The 16,897-nt window shown below is 70.9% G+C and carries 14 protein-coding genes; 10 read left to right on the plus strand and 4 right to left on the minus strand.

The window, feature by feature from the left end; translation table 11 throughout:
• Window positions 1–265 precede the first annotated feature (265 nt).
• The 6 genes from ppdK to greA all read left to right on the plus strand — a co-directional run bounded on the left by ppdK (window position 266) and on the right by greA (window position 8,949).
• Complete coding sequence (gene ppdK / locus AC3AOF_RS07380) at window positions 266–2,944, plus strand: pyruvate, phosphate dikinase (RefSeq protein ID WP_488348094.1); 2,679 nt, start codon at window positions 266–268, stop codon at window positions 2,942–2,944.
• 259 nt (window positions 2,945–3,203) lie between these two features.
• On the plus strand, window positions 3,204–4,940 hold the full coding sequence (locus AC3AOF_RS07385; protein WP_236991386.1) for an adenylate/guanylate cyclase domain-containing protein: 1,737 nt from the start codon (window positions 3,204–3,206) through the stop codon (window positions 4,938–4,940).
• A gap of 127 nt (window positions 4,941–5,067) precedes the next feature.
• On the plus strand, window positions 5,068–6,297 hold the full coding sequence (locus tag AC3AOF_RS07390; protein ID WP_442919305.1) for a cell wall hydrolase: 1,230 nt from the start codon (window positions 5,068–5,070) through the stop codon (window positions 6,295–6,297).
• Window positions 6,298–6,712: 415 nt separating this feature from the next.
• A complete protein-coding gene (locus AC3AOF_RS07395) occupies window positions 6,713–7,306 on the plus strand; it encodes a hypothetical protein (RefSeq protein ID WP_488348095.1) in 594 nt (197 codons plus the stop codon).
• A gap of 129 nt (window positions 7,307–7,435) precedes the next feature.
• The gene (gene acuI, locus AC3AOF_RS07400) at window positions 7,436–8,425 is read left to right on the plus strand and encodes an acrylyl-CoA reductase (NADPH) (protein ID WP_236991384.1); all 990 of its coding nucleotides are present in this window, start codon (window positions 7,436–7,438) and stop codon (window positions 8,423–8,425) included.
• 62 nt (window positions 8,426–8,487) lie between these two features.
• Window positions 8,488–8,949 (plus strand): transcription elongation factor GreA, encoded by a 462-nt coding sequence (gene greA / locus AC3AOF_RS07405; RefSeq protein WP_236991383.1) that lies wholly within the window; start codon window positions 8,488–8,490, stop codon window positions 8,947–8,949.
• Between the two features lie 62 nt (window positions 8,950–9,011).
• Here the strand turns inward: greA and AC3AOF_RS07410 are convergent, their stop codons facing one another.
• The 3 genes from AC3AOF_RS07410 to AC3AOF_RS07420 all read right to left on the minus strand — a co-directional run bounded on the left by AC3AOF_RS07410 (window position 9,012) and on the right by AC3AOF_RS07420 (window position 10,862).
• Entirely contained in the window at window positions 9,012–9,341 is a 330-nt protein-coding gene (locus tag AC3AOF_RS07410) for a hypothetical protein (protein ID WP_236991382.1), read from the minus strand.
• A gap of 33 nt (window positions 9,342–9,374) precedes the next feature.
• On the minus strand, window positions 9,375–9,668 hold the full coding sequence (locus AC3AOF_RS07415) for a hypothetical protein (protein ID WP_488348096.1): 294 nt from the start codon (window positions 9,666–9,668) through the stop codon (window positions 9,375–9,377).
• Between the two features lie 276 nt (window positions 9,669–9,944).
• Window positions 9,945–10,862 carry a LysR family transcriptional regulator gene (locus tag AC3AOF_RS07420; RefSeq protein WP_488348097.1) on the minus strand — a complete coding sequence of 306 codons (918 nt, stop codon included), beginning with the start codon at window positions 10,860–10,862 and terminating at the stop codon, window positions 9,945–9,947.
• Between the two features lie 117 nt (window positions 10,863–10,979).
• Between AC3AOF_RS07420 and wrbA the strand changes: the two genes are divergently transcribed.
• Complete coding sequence (gene wrbA / locus AC3AOF_RS07425) at window positions 10,980–11,579, plus strand: NAD(P)H:quinone oxidoreductase (RefSeq protein ID WP_488348098.1); 600 nt, start codon at window positions 10,980–10,982, stop codon at window positions 11,577–11,579.
• Window positions 11,580–11,725: 146 nt separating this feature from the next.
• Here wrbA and AC3AOF_RS07430 read toward each other — a convergent pair whose 3' ends face one another.
• On the minus strand, window positions 11,726–12,739 hold the full coding sequence (locus tag AC3AOF_RS07430) for an L-threonylcarbamoyladenylate synthase (RefSeq protein WP_488348099.1): 1,014 nt from the start codon (window positions 12,737–12,739) through the stop codon (window positions 11,726–11,728).
• Window positions 12,740–12,855: 116 nt separating this feature from the next.
• Here AC3AOF_RS07430 and AC3AOF_RS07435 point away from each other — a divergent pair, with 116 nt between their 5' ends.
• From AC3AOF_RS07435 to AC3AOF_RS07445, 3 genes are all read left to right on the plus strand, one after another.
• Entirely contained in the window at window positions 12,856–14,625 is a 1,770-nt protein-coding gene (locus AC3AOF_RS07435; RefSeq protein ID WP_488348100.1) for an acyl-CoA dehydrogenase family protein, read from the plus strand.
• Between the two features lie 511 nt (window positions 14,626–15,136).
• Entirely contained in the window at window positions 15,137–15,895 is a 759-nt protein-coding gene (locus AC3AOF_RS07440) for an enoyl-CoA hydratase-related protein (protein ID WP_488348101.1), read from the plus strand.
• Window positions 15,892–16,749 (plus strand): SDR family NAD(P)-dependent oxidoreductase, encoded by an 858-nt coding sequence (locus AC3AOF_RS07445; protein ID WP_488348102.1) that lies wholly within the window; start codon window positions 15,892–15,894, stop codon window positions 16,747–16,749. The genes AC3AOF_RS07440 and AC3AOF_RS07445 overlap by 4 nt, the downstream gene beginning before the upstream one ends.
• Window positions 16,750–16,897: the final 148 nt, after the last annotated feature.

Consider the following 16,897-nt stretch of genomic DNA (forward strand, 5'->3'; position numbering starts at 1 on the left):
TCAGGATGAGGTCGCGGGTAGGAGTGCCTCGCGCCGAGCGCGCAGAGGCTGAACCCCCGCCGGAAACCGTGGCCGCCAGCCTTTCTGGCGCTACATGTCGTGCAGTGGCCGGGCCCAGGGCGCCCCCGCCCCCCAAGATACCTGCCTTTAAGACTTTTGGACGGCCCTGCCGTTCAGCTTGCGTTGGGGCGGGGAATGGTTCAACCCGGCGGGAACGTCAGGCGGCAGCCGCTACGAACGGACGAGTGATATGGCCGGAAGTGACATGGCGAAGTGGGTCTACACCTTCGGCGACGGCAAGGCCGAGGGCAAGTCGGCGATGCGCGACCTGCTCGGCGGCAAGGGCGCGAACCTCGCCGAGATGTCGAATCTCGGTCTCCCGGTGCCGCCGGGCTTCACCATCACCACCGAGGTCTGCACCTATTATTACGACCACGGCCGGCAATACCCCCCCGAGCTGGAGGGCCAGGTCGCGGGCGCGCTGGAGGCCGTCGGCAAGCTGACCGGCCGCCGCTTCGGCGATGCCGAGTCGCCGCTCCTCGTGTCGGTGCGCTCCGGCGCCCGGGCCTCGATGCCCGGCATGATGGACACGGTGCTCAATCTCGGCCTCAACGACACCACGGTCGAGGCGCTGGCCCGCGGCGCCGGCGACGATCGCTTCGCCTATGACAGCTACCGCCGCTTCATCACCATGTACTCGAACGTGGTGCTCGGCGTGGAGCACCACTCCTTCGAGGAGGTGCTGGAGCGCTACAAGGACGAGAAGGGCCTGACCCTCGACACCGAACTGGGCGCGGCCGACTGGAAGCACCTGATCGGCGAGTACAAGGCGCTGGTGAAGCGCGAGCTCGGCCAGGACTTCCCGCAGGACCCGCAGGCCCAGCTCTGGGGCGCGATCGGCGCGGTGTTCGGCTCGTGGATGAACCCGCGCGCCAACAAGTACCGCGAGCTGCACTCGATTCCGGCGAGCTGGGGCACCGCGGTCAACGTCCAGGCCATGGTCTTCGGCAACATGGGCGAGACCTCGGCCACGGGTGTGGCCTTCACCCGTAACCCCTCCACCGGCGAGAAGGCGCTCTACGGCGAGTTCCTGATCAACGCTCAAGGAGAGGACGTGGTGGCGGGCATCCGCACGCCGCAGGACATCACCGAGGTCGCCCGCATCGAATCCGGCTCCGACAAGCCGTCGATGGAGCGGGCGATGCCGGAGGCCTACGCGGAACTGGTGCGCATCTACGGGATGCTCGAGCACCATTATCGCGACATGCAGGATCTGGAATTCACGGTCGAGACCGGGAAGCTCTGGATGCTCCAGACCCGCAACGGCAAGCGCACGGCGAAGGCCGCGCTCCGCATCGCCGTGGAACTGGCGGCGGAAGGCTTGATCACCCATCAGGAGGCGGTCGGCCGTGTCGAGCCGGCTTCCCTCGACCAGCTGCTCCACCCGACCATCGACCCGAAGGCCGAGCGCAAGGTCATCGCTACCGGCCTGCCGGCCTCGCCGGGCGCCGCCTCGGGCGAGATCGTGTTCAATTCCGAGGAGGCCGAGGCCGCCAAGAAGGCCGAGCGCAAGGTCATCCTGGTCCGCATCGAGACCTCGCCGGAGGACATCCACGGCATGCACGCCGCGGAAGGAATCCTCACCACCCGCGGCGGCATGACCTCGCACGCGGCGGTGGTCGCCCGCGGCATGGGCAAGCCCTGCGTGTCGGGCGCCGGCCAGATCCGGGTCGATTACGCCGCCCGCACCCTGTCGGTCGGCGGCGTGATGCTGAAGGCCGGCGACCGCATCACCATCGACGGCTCGAACGGCCAGGTGATGCAGGGTTCGGTCGAGATGGTCGAGCCCGAGCTGTCGGGCGACTTCGCGGCGCTGATGGAGTGGGCGGACGAGGTCCGCACCATGAAGGTCCGCACCAACGCCGAGACGCCGCTCGACGCCCGCACCGCCCGCAAGTACGGCGCGGAAGGGATCGGCCTCTGCCGCACCGAGCACATGTTCTTCCAGGAGGAGCGCATCGTGGCGATGCGCGAGATGATCCTGGCGGACGACGCGGAAGGCCGGCGTGCCGCGCTCGCCAAGCTCCTGCCGTACCAGCGCCAGGACTTCGTCGAGCTGTTCACCATCATGTCGGGCCTGCCGGTGACGATCCGGCTGCTCGATCCGCCGCTGCACGAGTTCCTGCCGCATTCCGACAAGGAGATCGGCGAGGTCGCCGCCGCCACCGGCGTCCAGGAGGACAAGGTGCGGCGTCGCATGAACGAGCTGCACGAATTCAACCCGATGCTCGGCTTCCGCGGCTGCCGTCTCGCGATCCTCTACCCGGAGATCGCCGAGATGCAGGCGCGTGCGATCTTCGAGGCGGCGGTGGAAGCCGCCAAGCAGACCGGAACGCCGATCATCGCCGAGGTGATGGTGCCGCTGGTCTTCACCCGCACCGAGTTCGACCTGGTGAAGGCCCGCATCGACGCCATGGCGGACGCCGTGGCCTCGGAGACCGGCACCAAGGTCGAGTACCAGGTCGGCACGATGATCGAGCTGCCGCGCGCGGCGCTCCGGGCCGGCGACATCGCCCAGACGGCGGAGTTCTTCTCCTTCGGCACCAACGACCTGACCCAGACCACGCTCGGCATCAGCCGCGACGATGCGGGCCGCTTCCTCGGACCGTACACGCAACGCGGCATCCTGGCCTCCGACCCGTTCGTGTCGATCGACCAGGAGGGCGTGGGCGAACTCGTGCGGCTCGCCGCCGAGCGCGGCCGGGCGGTGCGGGACAAGCTGAAGCTCGGCATCTGCGGCGAGCATGGCGGCGACCCGGCCTCGATCGCCTTCTGCCAGGAGACCGGCCTCGACTACGTCTCCTGCTCGCCGTTCCGGGTTCCGATCGCCCGTCTGGCGGCGGCGCAGGCGGCGCTCAAGGTGAAGGGCCGCGGCGAGGCGTGATCGATGCGCGGCCCGAAGCGTCCCACTTCGGGCTGTGCGCATTCTCCTCTCCCCGCGGGCGGGGAGAGGGCTCCGGCGACTTCATGGTCGACGGAGCGAGGCGTCAGCCGAGGGTGAGGGGGAGGTGCCGAATGAGGCTCCTCCGGAAACACCCCCTCACCCTCGCCCTTCGGGCTCGCTGCATCCCCTGAACGGGGACGCAGCCCTCTCCCCGCCCGCGGGGAGAGGGGAAACCCGCGGCAGGAAAGAGTAAACCCCCATGCGCGACCCGCAGGCCGCCGTCGGCCCGGCCCCGGAGGCCGGCGCCCGCCTGTGGCGCGGCTCGCTCGCGCAGCGCCTGCGGCTGGTCTCGGGCCTGATCCTGTTCGCCTTCGCAGGCACCCATTTCGCCAACCACGCGCTGGGCCTCGTCGGCCTCGAGACGATGATGGAGGCGGCCCGCTGGCGGGTCGCGGTCACGCGCTCGCTGCCCGGCAGCCTGATCCTCGGGCTCGCGCTGCTCGCCCACGTCACCTTCTCCCTGGTGCGGCTCGCCGAGCGCCGCACGCTCAGGATGCCGCCCTGGGAGGCGTTGCAGACGCTGCTCGGTTTCGCGATCCCGTTCCTGCTGGTGCCGCACGTCCTCGGGACCCGGATCGCCAACCTGGTGGACGGTACGCGGACCAGCTACGCCTACGTGATCGCCCGCATCTGGCCCGACGGCATGGGCTTCCAGACCGCCCTGCTGCTCGTCGTCTGGCTGCATGGGTGCCTCGGCCTGCATGCCTGGCTGCGCCTGTCGCCGCTCTACCGGCGGATGGCGCCGCTCTTGGCCGTGCCGGCCTTCGGCCTGCCCGCGGCGGCGCTCGCCGGCATCGTCACGCAGGGGCGCCTGATGGAGCGGGACATGGTGCTGGCGCGCCGCTTCGATGCGCCGGACCTCGCCGCCCGCTGGCCGGTGCCGTCGGTCGATTCGGCGGTCGCCGCCTGGGCCGACACCGTCACCGGGGCGATCTACGCCGCCGTCGCCGTCGCTCTCGGGATGGTGCTGATCCGGGCCGCCGCGACCCTGCGGGCGCGGCGCTTCAGCGTCACCTATGTCGGCGGCCCGACCGTGAGGAGCCTGGAAGGACCGACGCTCCTCGAGATCAGCCGGGCGAACCGGGTGCCACATGTCTCGGTCTGCGGCGGGCGCGGGCGCTGCTCGACCTGCCGGGTGCTGGTGGTCGCCGGCGAGGAGAGCCTGTCGGCCCCCGGCCCCCAGGAGGCGGCGGCGCTCAGAGCGATCGGCGCGCCGGGCAACGTGCGCCTCGCCTGCCAGGCCCGGCCCGGCGGCGACGTGGCGCTCGTGCGCATCCTCGACCCGCGCCGCGATTCCGCGGGCGAGCACCTCACCAATACGGACGTTGCCGGGATCGAGCGCGAGGTGGCGATCCTGTTCATCGACATCCGCGGCTTCACGCCGCTCTCCGAGCGTAAGCTGCCCTTCGACGTGGTGTTCATCCTCAACCACTTCTTCGAGGCGGCCGGCCGCGAGATCGAGGCGGCGGGGGGCTGGATCGGCGGCTATGCCGGCGACGGGCTGCTCGCCCTGTTCACCCATCCGGACGGGATCGGCCCCGCCTGCCGGGCCGCCTTCACGGCCGCCGGCACGGTCGACCGGGCGGTGACGGACCTCAACCGGCGCCTCGCCGCCGAGCTGCCGGCGGCACTCCGGATGGCGATGGGCCTGCATGCCGGCCCCCTGGTGCTCGGCCGCCTCGGCTACGGCGAGAGCCGCGGCATGTCGGTGATCGGCCCGGCGGTGAATCTGGCGAGCCGGCTCGAATCCCTCGCCAAGGCCGCCGACGTGCAGCTCGTCGCCTCCGCGGAAGCCGCGCACCGCGCAGGCATCGCCCTCGACGGGTTGCGGGTCGAGACCGTGGCGGTCAGGGGCGTGCGGGCGGAGCTGCCCGTGGTCTATGCGGCGCGGGCCGCCGATCTCGCCGGACGGTTGCGTTCTCCGGCGTCGGCTTAACCAACGCTCAACCATACCCCGTAACACTCCGTGTCGAGGTGTCGGTCCCGCGCGGGCCGGTTTGCGGAGTGGGGACGGGGCTGTGGGCAGGCGGTACTTGCGCAGGCGTGACCTGCGCAGACGGCAGGTGCGACGGGCGAAGGGGATGCGCTGGCTCGCCGCGGCCGTCGCGCCCTGGGCCGTCGGCCTCGGCGTCCTGGTCTCGTTCACGGCGTCCGCCGGCTACGAAGCATCGCTAGGATCGAGCGCGGTGGCCCGCCTCGTGCCGCGCGGCATGCCGCCGTTGCCGGAACGCGGCCTGATCACGCCGGTCAGCCTCTCATCGCTGAGCCTCACCGGGCCGTTGCGCGTCGTCCTCGACACCGAGCCCCTGCGCCCGGACCTGAAGGTGGATGCCCGCACCCGGCCCCTGGCGGAGCGCGCGCGCAAGGGCGACGCCCTGGTGCCGGCCCGGGTGACCGGTGCCGCCCCATCGGCCTCTCTGGCGGCCGGCTGGCTCGGCAGCGACCGTCCGAGCGTCGCCTCGACATTCACGCCGGGCTCCGCGACCTGGAACCCGGAACTGGAGCCGCAGGAAGGCTTCGTGCCCCTGCCCGAACCCGATGCCGGCGAGGCCGGCGCCAGTTCGCCTGCGGCCGGCGCCTCGGCGCCGACCCGCGGCGCCGCGGCCGGTGGGCAGACCGCTGCCGGCAAGGCCCGGGTTCCCAAAGCACGCGAGGCAGGCCAGGGCGGCAGCACCCCGGCGGTGCCCCGCGCCGTCGCCCTGTCCTCGACCACGCCGGCGCCTGCCGACGCGACGCCGGTCGAGATCGCGGCCGGCGGCCAGATCTCGCCGCGCCTCGACCGCGACGCGAAATCCGCCGTCACGACCGCCGCCCGCATCAATCCGGAGGTCCCGCCGAGCGACGATGACCGGCGCCGCTACGCCGACCTGATCACGCCGGAGAATGCCGAGAAGGAGCAGCGCTGCCTCGCCGAGGCCGTGTATTTCGAGGCCCGCGGCGAGCCCGAGCAGGGCCAGGCCGCCGTCGCCCAGGTGGTGCTCAACCGCGCCAAGAGCGGCCTGTATCCTGCCAATATCTGCGGTGTCGTGTACCAGAACCGCCACCGCTACATGGGCTGCCAGTTCTCCTTCGCCTGCGAGGGCAAGTCGCTGCGCATCACCGACGATTCCTCCTGGCAGACCGCGACCCGGATCGCCCATGCGGTGGTCGAGGGCCGCACCTACCTCGCCGATGTCGGTGGGGCGACGCATTACCATGCCGACTACGTGAAGCCGCGCTGGTCGCGCCGCCTACGAAAAATGGACGTGATCGGCCGCCACATCTTCTACCAGCTGCGGCCGGGCCAGACCTGACCGGTGGGCGTCGGCCCCCCCGCACGACAGATCGCCCGATCGACGAACCTGACGCCCTCCGGATCCTCCCGGAGGGTTTTTTCGTCGTCGACCGGCCGCATCGACCGGCTCCGTCGCACGACCACCCTGGCGCTCGGCTCGTCCCCAGTCGAATCCGGGGCCATGGTTTACGCCGACACTATCGGCCAAGGACAAGTCGAGGGTTCCCGAGTCCCGATCGCCGATCGACTCCCAGGCTTGCGCGATTCCCTCCGTAATTCACCGAAATACGTAGTAAATCCCGAGGGCAATTTTACCCTCTTCCGGCTTTCGGCTTGCCTGAAGGGCATCGGAGCGGCTTCTCTCTCGGGCAAGCGTGGCGCTGGCGAGCACCGCGCGGACCTTTTCCCCGCTACCCTTCCGAGAAAGCCCGAACATGACCGCCCGGGTCACCCGTGCCATCGCCGCGACCGCCCTCGCGTCCGGCCTGCTCTCCGCCGCCCCGGCCTTCGCCGGCGGCTACGGCTGCACCACCGATTGCTACCGCCAGGTCTCGACCCCGCCGGTCTACGGCACGGTGTCCGAGCAGGTGATGGTGCGCCCGCCGCGCACGGTGAACCACGTCGTCCCGCCGGTCTACGACACCGTCTCCGAGCAGGTGCTGGTCGCGCCGGCCCGCCGGGTGTGGCAGACCTCGGTCGACGCCTACGGCCAGACCGTCGGCTGCTGGGTCACGATCCCGCCCCGCTACGCCACCCAGACCCGCCGGGTGCTGGTGCGCCCGGCCCAGGTGGTGCCGCAGGTGATCCCGCCGGCCTACGCCTCCTACCAGCGCCGCGTCCTGGTCGAGCCCGCCCGCTCCGGCTGGGTGCCGGCCAATGGCGGCGGCTACGCGGCCGGTCCGGCCCCGGGCGGGATCGTCGGGGCGGGCCTCGGCCTCGCGGGTGCCGGGATCGGCCTCGGTGCGGCAGCCGTCGGAGCCGGCACCGGGCTCGTCTTCGGCGGCGGCAGCATCTACGACGGCTACTGAGCCGGATCGCGGCCCGGGCCGTTCCCGGGCCGCCTCGCCGCAAGGTCCTTGCCGCAGAGGGGGCAGCGCCCCACAACCCCGTCGAGCGAACGCGGCCGGAACGCCGCGCGCGGGCGGGGAGGCGAAAGCGTGGGCACCTTCAAGGCGGTGGTGATCGAGAAGGGCGAGGGCGGGCAGCGCGTCGCCCTGAAGGATGTCGACGAGTCCGAACTGATGGACGGCGACGTCACCGTCCGGGTCACGCACTCCACCCTCAACTACAAGGACGGGCTGGCGCTCACCGGCAAGGCGCCGGTGGTGCGGCGCTGGCCGATGATTCCCGGCATCGATTTCTCCGGCGTGGTCGAGGCCTCCTCCCACCCGGACTGGAAGCCCGGCGACGCCGTGGTGCTCAACGGCTGGGGCACCGGCGAGACGCATCTCGGCGCCTATGCGGAGAAGTCGCGGGTCAAGGGCGACTGGCTGGTGGCCCTGCCGGCGAACTTCACCCCCGAGCAGGCGATGGCGATCGGCACCGCCGGCTATACCGCGATGCTGGCCCTGCTGGCGCTGGAGCGCCACGGCCTCACCCCGGAATCCGGCCCGGCCCTGGTGACGGGCGCGGCGGGCGGCGTCGGTTCGGTCGCGGTCTCGCTCCTGGCACGTGCCGGCTGGCACGTCATCGCCTCGACCGGGCGGGCGGACGAGGAGGCGGAGTACCTGCGCGGCCTAGGGGCCGCCGAGATCATCGACCGGGCCGAGCTGAGCGCCCCGGGCAAGCCCCTGGGCAAGGAGCGCTGGGCCGCCACGATCGATGCGGTCGGCTCCGCGACGCTCGCCAACGCGCTGGCGATGACCCGGTATGGCGGCGCGGTCGCGGCCTGCGGGCTGGCCGGCGGCATGGACCTGCCGACCTCGGTGGCGCCGTTCATCCTGCGCGGGGTGGCGCTCTACGGCATCGAGAGCGTGATGGCACCGCTCCCCTTGCGCCGGGAGGCCTGGGGCCGGCTGGCCCGCGACCTCGACCCGGCCTCTCTCTCGGCGATGACCACCACCGTGCCGCTCGCCGAGGTGATCGCGCGGGGCCCCGAGATCCTGGCCGGGCGCACCCGCGGGCGGATCGTGGTGACGATCGCGTAGGCGCGAGCGATGCGCGGAACCTTGCGCGGAACCTTGGCGACGTTCCGCGCATTGCCCGTTTCATGAGCATCGCCTTCGTTCGCGAGAAGGAGGGCGGGGAGGCCTTCGAGGATCTCCCCGACCGTCCCGTCTCCCCGCACCCGAACTTCGTCACGCCGGAGGGCCTCGCCCTCATCGACGCGGAGCTGGACCGGCTGCACACCGAGCATGCCGGCCTGTCGCCCGACGACAAGGCCAACATGGCCCGGGTGAACCGCGACCTGCGCTACTGGACCGCCCGGCGCAACTCGGCCCAGGTGGTGGATCAGCCACCCGGCGACGGCGTGCATTTCGGCTCCACCGTCACCATCGCCCGCGAGGATGGAACGGAACAGACCTTCCGCATCGTCGGCGAGGACGAGGCCGACCCGGCCAAGGGAACGCTCTCCTACGTGGCGCCGCTCGCCCGCGCGCTCACCGGCAAGCAGGCGGGCGACGCCGTCACGGTGGCGGGTCACGAGGTCGAGATCGTCTCGGTCCGTTGAAGCGATCGGCGTCCCCGGCACGGCCTCCGGGTCGAGCGCGGCGGGCGGACGCTTCTCCAACCTCAACGTCCTTCGGCATATCTCTCGAAGAAGCGCACGTCCTCGATCAGGATGTCCCGTAGCGAGGCCATGAGGCGTGCATCCGCCTCGACCATCCGGCGCTGGGCGTCGGGCGGCGTCACGTTCACGCGGACATCCACGTCCAGCGGCCGGCCAATCGCCGAGCCGAGGCGCGTGAGCGCCGCCTTGCGATACCGGTTATCCGCGACGTGATCGAAGCGCTCCATCGGAAAGCCCCCGAAATAGAAATGCGAGTAGAGCGTCCGCATGATCGGGAGGCGCGCCATGTCGGTAATGCCCAAATCGTTGTCAAGAAAATAATTGTGGATCAAGCTCCCTTGCCGCTCTAATTTCTTCCAGAAAAATTAGATCGATATGATATTCTCGATGGGTTCTCGCAAGATGGTGAACAGGTAGTCATCACGTGTGATGGCGAAGCGGCCCGGATGGTAATGGCCATAGATGAATGTCGTGCCCGGCACCGGATGCAGCCGCCGCGCGATGAAGTGGGCAGGATCGAGATTGCGCGGAGCTACCGAATTGGCCGGGTCGTCATCGTACTGGGCCTGGAACTCGTTTCCATATGCATTCTGGAGACTTGTGCGGAGTAAACTGCCCCCCGCCTTGGCAACATGAATTGAGAAAAGACGCTGCGTCACACTCAAAGCCTTGTTTTGTATGGCAACATATGTTGGGAAAACGTGCTATTCGGCAATTCATCGTCATTCCAAGCTGATGGATCGTCCTCTTATCAAATGTTCGCCCTGTGCCTTGAAACTTTGGGTCATTGCTCAACCACTGGCGGCGTTGTGCGTCACGAAACAGAAATATCGAATACGACCATGCAGGGCCGCGTGAGCGTCCGCAACTCCATAACAACCGAGTATAGCTGTTATCGTCCTCGCGGCGGGACGGACGCCCCGCCTTGCCGCCGGTCAAAGCGTGGGTGCTGCCTCGGTCCGATGCGGCGGGAACCGCCCCTCGATCAGGTCGCGCTCCTTGGCGATCGCGTCGCCCACGAAGTCGAGGAAGGCCCGCACCCGGGCGGCGCGGCGCAGATCCGGATGGGTGAGGAGCCAGAGGCCGGCGGCGAGATCGGGCTCCGGGCTCGAGAGCCGCACGAGGCCAGGCCGGCGGTCGCCGATGACGCAGGGCAGGGGGCCGATGCCGATCCCGGCCTCCACCGCATCCGCCAGTCCCTGCACGGTGTCGAGGCGCAGGACCACGCGCTCGGGCGCGGTCCGCTCCTGCACGTAGCGCGCCGCCGCCGCCGCCCCGAGCCGGGGCGCCGGCGAGACCCAGCGCTGCTCGCTCGCGGAGACGCCGCGGTCGAGATCGGCCCGGCCGTAGAGCGCCCAGGCGATGGTGGCGAGGCGCCGACCCACCAGCGTGTCGGGCGGGTCGTTGGTGGCGCGGAGCGCCACGTCGGCGTCGCGCTTGGCGAGATTGAGCGCCTGCTCCGACACCACCACGTCGAGGCGGACCTCCGGGCAGCGGGCGCAGAACGCGGCGAGGATCGGGGTCAGGAGGCCGGTGAGCAGCGAGGCCGCGGTGGTGATGCGCAGTTCTCCGGCGGGGCTCAGGGTCCGGCCCTCGATCCGCCGGGTGAAGGCCAGCACGTCTTCCTCCATCCGGGCGGCGATGCGCGCCATCTCCTCGGCCGCCGGCGTCGGCACGTAGCCGGTGCGGTGGCGCTCGAAGAGCGGCGTGCGCAGGGCCGCCTCGATCTGGCCGAGGCGCCGGAAGGCGGTGGAGTGGTTGATGCCGAGCCGCTCGGCGGCCTGGGTCAGGCCGCGCTGGTCGGAGATGGCCTTCACCAGCCGGAAATCGTCCCAGGCGAGGGCGGCGGTCATGGTATCGAACTCCCGACCTTGCGCGCCTGCAAGCGCGGGCTTGCACCATAGGCCATTTCCCGGGCGCCTGCGATCCGCGATGCTTCCCGCCGAGCAATCATCCAGGAGATCCAAGCGATGGCGAAGGTTCTGGTCCTCTACTACTCGACCTACGGCCATATCGAGCAGATGGCCTATGCGGTGGCCGAGGGCGTCCGCGAGGCGGGGGCCGAGGTCGTGGTCAAGCGGGTGCCCGAGCTGGTGCCGGAGGAGGTCGCCCGGCAGTCGCACTACAAGCTCGACCAGAAGGCGCCGGTCGCCACGGTCGACGAGCTGCCGTCCTACGACGCGATCATCTTCGGCACGCCGACCCGCTACGGCAACATGGCAGCGCAGATGAAGAACTTCATCGACCAGACCGGCGGCCTATGGGCGAAGGGCGCCCTCGTCGGCAAGGTCGGCGCGGTCTTCACCTCGACGGCCTCGCAGCATGGCGGCCAGGAATCGACGATCCTGAGCTTCCATACCGTGCTGCTGCATCAGGGCATGGTGGTGGTCGGCCTGCCCTACAGCTTCCAGGGCCAGCTCGGTACGGCCGAGGTGATGGGCAACTCGCCCTACGGCGCCTCGACCATCGCGGGCGGCGACGGCAGCCGCCAGCCGAGCGCGGTCGAGCTCGAAGGTGCCCGTTTCCAGGGCCGCCACGTCGCCGGCATCGCGGCGAAGCTCGCCGGCTGACGCTCCGCAAAAGAAAAAAGCCCGGATGCAAATCCGGGCCTCTGAGGCGGAAGGTCGATGGGGGCTTAGGTGACCTTCTAGGACCCGACAACGCGAGGCCCGCGGGATCGGTTCCGCGGATTTCGCAAAAAATTTTACGCCATCGCTCAGCGCGGTGCCGCCGCCCGCGCCAGCCGGTCGCGGATCGCCTCGCCGAGGCCGTCCTCCGGGATCGGCGCTACCGCGATCGTCGCCGCACCGCTCGCATCGAGCCGGCGCAGAAAGGCGAACAGGTGGGCCGCCGCCTCGGCGAGGTCGCCGGCCGGGCTGAGGTTCAGGGACGCTGCCGCCGCATCGAGACCATCGGGTGCTGCAGGGCCGAACAGCAGGGCCGCCTCGCCGGGCCGGATCTCCGTGACGTCGAGCCGCACCGCGGCGCGGGGCGCGTAATGCGAGGCGAGGAGCCCCGGCGAGACCGGCGCCGCTCCCTCGGGCACGCTCGGCAGTGCCAGCTTCCGGCCCAAGACCGCCTCGATCGCCTCGCGCGGCACGCCGCCCGGTCGCAGCAGTACCGGCGGCCCGTCGAGGCAGGCGACGATGGTCGATTCGACCCCGACCGGGCAGGGGCCGCCATCGAGAACCGCGGCGATCCGCCCGTCGAGGTCGCCGAGCACGTGATCGGCCTCCGTCGGGCTCACCCGCCCCGACCGGTTGGCCGAGGGCGCCGCCACCGGGCAGCCGGCCGCCGTCAGCACGGCGCGGGCGACCACGCTGTCCGGTACCCGCAGCGCCACGCTTCCCAGGCCCGCCCGGGCGAGGTCGCAGACCCGCCCGCCTTCCGCCACCGGCACCACCAGGGTGAGCGGGCCGGGCCAGAACGCCTCCGCCAGAAGCAGGGCGTCCGCGCCGAACACCCCCTCCCGCCGCGCCGCGTCGAGGTCGGGCAGGTGGGCGATCAGCGGGTTGAACCGCGGCCGCTCCTTGGCGGCGTAGATGCCCGCCACCGCCGCCGGGTCGCCCGCATCGGCGCCGAGGCCGTAGACGGTCTCGGTCGGGATCGCCACGAGCTTCCCTGCGCGCAACAGGGCGCCGGCTTCCCGGATGCCCGCGTCGTCGGCGGTCAGCCGCCGGGTCGGCATTGACCCGGGATCATCGTTCACGTCTAAACTATCCGTCACCATGCTGTCGGCCGTAGCGTCGGCGGCACTCGCACGTCAAATCCAAAGGGTGGCTCCAGGGGAGCCCGCACGGCGGGCTCCTCCGAGATGCCGCCCCGCTCTCCCGGGAGGAGCCCTCGATGACCTATCGCGCGCCCGTGGCCGAGATGGCCTTCACCCTCCGGCACGTCGCCGGGCTCGACCGCGCCATCGCGCAGGGCCTGCACGGCGAGCTCTCGGACGACCTCGTCGACACGATCCTGGAGGAGGCCGGGCGCTTCGCCAACGACGTGGTGGCGCCGCTCAACAAGGTGGGCGACCGCCACGGCACGCCGCTCAAGGACGGCGTGGTGACGATGCCGCCGGGCTACCGCGAGGCCTACCGCGCCTGGACCGAGGGCGGCTGGAACGCCCTGCCGGGCCCGGTCGAGTATGGCGGCCAGGGCCTGCCGATCCTGCTCAACGCCGCCTGCATCGAGATGTGGAACTCGGCCTCCATGGCCTTCGGCCTCGGGCCGCTGCTCACCGCCGGCGGCGTCGAGGCGCTGAGCCGCCACGGCAGCGAGGAACTGCGGGCCCGCTACCTCGAGAAGCTGGTCTCGGGCGAGTGGACCGCCACCATGAACCTCACCGAGCCGCAGGCCGGCTCGGACCTCTCGGTGATGCGCACCCGGGCCGAGCCCGTCGGGGACGGCAGCTTCCGGATCTCGGGCGAGAAGATCTACATCACCTGGGGCGAGCACGACCTGACCGACAACATCGTGCACCTGGTGCTGGCGCGGCTGCCCGACGCGCCTCCCGGCACCCGCGGCATCTCCCTGTTCCTGGTGCCGAAGGTGCTCCCGGACGGCTCGCGCAACGCGCTGAAATGCGCCGGCATCGAGCACAAGCTCGGCATCCACGGCTCGCCGACCTGCACCATGGTGTATGACGGCGCGGTCGGCTGGCTCGTCGGCGAGGCCAACCGGGGGCTGGCCTGCATGTTCACGATGATGAACAACGCCCGCCTCGGCGTCGGCCTTCAGGGCGTCGCCATCGCCGAGCGGGCCTACCAGCAGGCGCTGTCGTATGCCCGCGACCGTCGCCAGGGCCGGGCGAGCGCCGCCACGGACGGCGCGAGCGCGATCATCGATCATCCCGACGTGCAGCGGATGCTGCTCACCATGAAGGCGCTGACGGGGGCCTCCCGCGGCATCTGCTACCTCACCGCCGAGGCGATCGACCGCGCCCACCGGGCGCCGGACGAGGCGGCGCGTAAAATCGCGCAGGCCCAGGCCTCGCTTCTGACCCCGGTGGCGAAGGCCTTCTCGACCGATATCGGCATCGAGGTCGCGTCGCTCGGCATCCAGGTCCATGGCGGCATGGGCTTCGTCGAGGAGACCGGCGCCGCCCAGCATCTGCGCGACGCCCGCATCGCGGCGATCTACGAGGGCACCAACGGCATCCAGGCGATCGACCTCGTCACCCGCAAGCTGCCGCTGGAGAACGGCGCCGTGGTGCGTGGCCAGATCGGGGCGATGCGCCTTATCGCCGAGCGGGTGCTGAAGGAGGGCGGTCCCGCCTTCGGCCACACCGCCCCGCGCCTGCGCGAGACGATCGAGGCGCTGGACCGGGCGACGAGTTCCCTCCTGAAGGCCCTCGGCTCGAACCGGCCGGACGAGGCGCTGGCCGGCGCCACCCCTTACCTGCGCCTGTTCGGTCTCGCCCAGGGCGGCGCCTGCCTGGCGCAAGCCGCGCTCGCGGCGAACGCGGCGGCCAAGGCCGGCGACGGCGATCCGGCGCATCCGGCCCGCATCGCGCTCGCCCGCTTCTTCGCCGAGAACCTCGCCACCGCGGCCCGGGGCCTGGAGGAGACGGTGACGGGGGGCGGCGGCTTCCTGCAGGATGGGGTGCTGGCGCTGGCGGGGTGAGGCGCACACCGCAAGACGAACCTGGCTCTCCCACCCGCAACCTCGTCCTGAGGTGTCGGTCCATCAACGATGGACCGACCTCGAAGGAGGGCTCCAGAGTCCTCGGCGATCCCTGGAGCCCTCCTTCGAGGCTGTGCGATCTTCGATCGCCCAGCACCTCAGAGCCTGTTTGAGCGAGATCGTCTTTCATAAAGCTGGAAACAGCAGGGCATATCCTGCCCACGACCTCATCCTGAGGTGTCAGTTCATCGGAGATGGACTGACCTCGAAGGAGGGTTCCAGTGATCGCTGAGGTTTCTGGAGGGCTCCTTCGAGGTCAGTCGATCTTCGATCGACTAACGCCTCAGGATGAGGTGAGAGGGTAGGATATCCTTGATTATCCGGCTCTTAGTGATAGAAAAACCACTCAAACAGGCTCTCAGGATGAGGTCGTGGCTGGGACGAGTGGATGTTTCCTCAGCCGACGCCGGGACCATTCCTCGATGATCCGCGCCTCATTTCCGGAGCTCCCATGACCGACCACGTCCGCATCACCGACCAGCCCGGCGGCGTCCGCCTCGTCCAGCTCACCCGCCCCGAGAAGAAGAACGCTCTGACGGGCGCCATGTACGACGCCATGCGGGAGGCCCTGGAGGGCGCGGACCGCGAGGGCTCGGGCGTCGGCGCGGTGGTCTTCGCCGGCACCGAGGGCGTGTTCACCGCCGGCAACGACATCGCCGATTTCGTCGCCCGGGCCGAACGATCCTTCGGCGAGGCGCCGTCGCTGCGCTTCATCCGCCAGCTTGCCGTGACCCGCACCCCGATGGTGGCGGCCGTGGACGGGCTCGCGGTCGGGGTCGGCACCACGCTGACCTATCATTGCGACCTCGTCTACGTGGCGCCCGCCGCGACCTTCCGGATGCCCTTCGTCGATCTCGGCCTCGTCCCGGAGGCGGCCTCCAGCTACCTGGTGCCGCGCCGGATCGGGCTGGTGAAGGCCACCGAACTGCTGCTCCTCGGCGAGGCCTACGGGGCCGACGAGGCGGTGCGGCTCGGGCTCGCCAACGCGGTCGTGCCGGCCGACGGGCTCCTCGAACACGCGCTCGCGCAGGGCGCGAAGCTCGCCGCCAAGCCGCGTCAGGCCCTCGCCGCCGCCCGCCGGCTGATCCGCGGCGACCACGAGGCCGTGTGCGCCGCCATGGATGCGGAAGCGCAAGCCTTCGACGCGGCGCTCCGCTCGCCCGAGGCGCAAGCCGCGTTCCAGCGCTTCCTGTCCCGCGGCACCCGGTGAGGCCCCCGGGCATCCCGGACCTCTCCGGCAAGGTCTGCCTCGTCGCCGGAGCCTCGCGCGGGGTCGGCCGCGGCATCGCCCGGGCCTTGGGCGAGGCCGGCGCCACCGTGGTGGTCACCGCCCGCTCCAGCGAGACCGGCGCCCGCACCGACCAGCGGATGGAGGCCCTGGAGGACACCGCCCGGGAGGTCGATCTCGCGGGCGGACGCGGCCACCATTACCTCTGCGACCACACCCGTGAGCCCGAAGTCGACGCGATGGTGCGCTGGGTGCTGCGCCGCTTCGGCCGCATCGACGTCGCGGTGTCGAGCGTCTGGGGCGGCAACGAGGGCTATGACGGGGTGCGCTATCCCGACGGCGCCACCTGGGGCACCGCCTTCTGGCGCCGCGGCCTCGGCCCGTTGCGCCACAACCTCGAGACCGGCCCGCTCGCCGGGCTGATCCTCGCCCGGGCCGTCGCCCCCGCCATGGTCTCGGCCAAGGGCGGCCTTCTGGTTCTGGTCTCGTTCGGCACCGACGATTACCTCGGCGACCTGTTCTACGACCTCGCCAAGGCCGCGACCAACCGCCTGGCCTTCGCGATGGCCGCGGAACTCAAGCCCTACGGCGTCACGGCCTTGGCCCTGGCGCCCGGCCTGGTGCGGACCGAGCGGGTGCTGGAGGCCGGGATGGGCGGGGAGGCCGGGGAGAGCCCGCTCTATGCCGGGCGGGCGCTGGCGGCGCTGGCGGGAGATCCCGCGGTCGCGTCCCGGGCCGGACGGGTCCTGCACGCCGCCGACCTGGCGCGGGCCTACGGCTTCACCGACGAGGATGGCAGCCGGCCGGAGCGGTATCGGGCAGGTGATGGTGTGTGAGAATCTGAGTGGATCGACCGTATCTACACCCTCGTCGTCATTCCGGGGCCGCGCAGCGGAGCCCGGAATCCAGACACTCGGGTTGTGAAGGATAAAGCGGGACGCGAACCGCCATTGTCTGCACCATCAGCGGTTCTGGATTCCGGGC

The sequence above is a fragment of the Methylobacterium sp. 142-1Y genome (assembly GCF_057747795.1).

Bases quoted from the DNA above. Each gene is read 5' to 3' on its own strand.
- ppdK (WP_488348094.1), top strand. From the start codon at position 266: ATGGCGAAGTGGGTCTACACCTTCGGCGACGGCAAGGCCGAGGGCAAG.
- AC3AOF_RS07385 (WP_236991386.1), top strand. From the start codon at position 3,204: ATGCGCGACCCGCAGGCCGCCGTCGGCCCGGCCCCGGAGGCCGGCGCC.
- AC3AOF_RS07395 (WP_488348095.1), top strand. From the start codon at position 6,713: ATGACCGCCCGGGTCACCCGTGCCATCGCCGCGACCGCCCTCGCGTCC.
- greA (WP_236991383.1), top strand. From the start codon at position 8,488: ATGAGCATCGCCTTCGTTCGCGAGAAGGAGGGCGGGGAGGCCTTCGAG.
- AC3AOF_RS07420 (WP_488348097.1), bottom strand. From the start codon at position 10,862: ATGACCGCCGCCCTCGCCTGGGACGATTTCCGGCTGGTGAAGGCCATC.
- wrbA (WP_488348098.1), top strand. From the start codon at position 10,980: ATGGCGAAGGTTCTGGTCCTCTACTACTCGACCTACGGCCATATCGAG.
- AC3AOF_RS07430 (WP_488348099.1), bottom strand. From the start codon at position 12,739: ATGGTGACGGATAGTTTAGACGTGAACGATGATCCCGGGTCAATGCCG.
- AC3AOF_RS07435 (WP_488348100.1), top strand. From the start codon at position 12,856: ATGACCTATCGCGCGCCCGTGGCCGAGATGGCCTTCACCCTCCGGCAC.
- AC3AOF_RS07440 (WP_488348101.1), top strand. From the start codon at position 15,137: ATGACCGACCACGTCCGCATCACCGACCAGCCCGGCGGCGTCCGCCTC.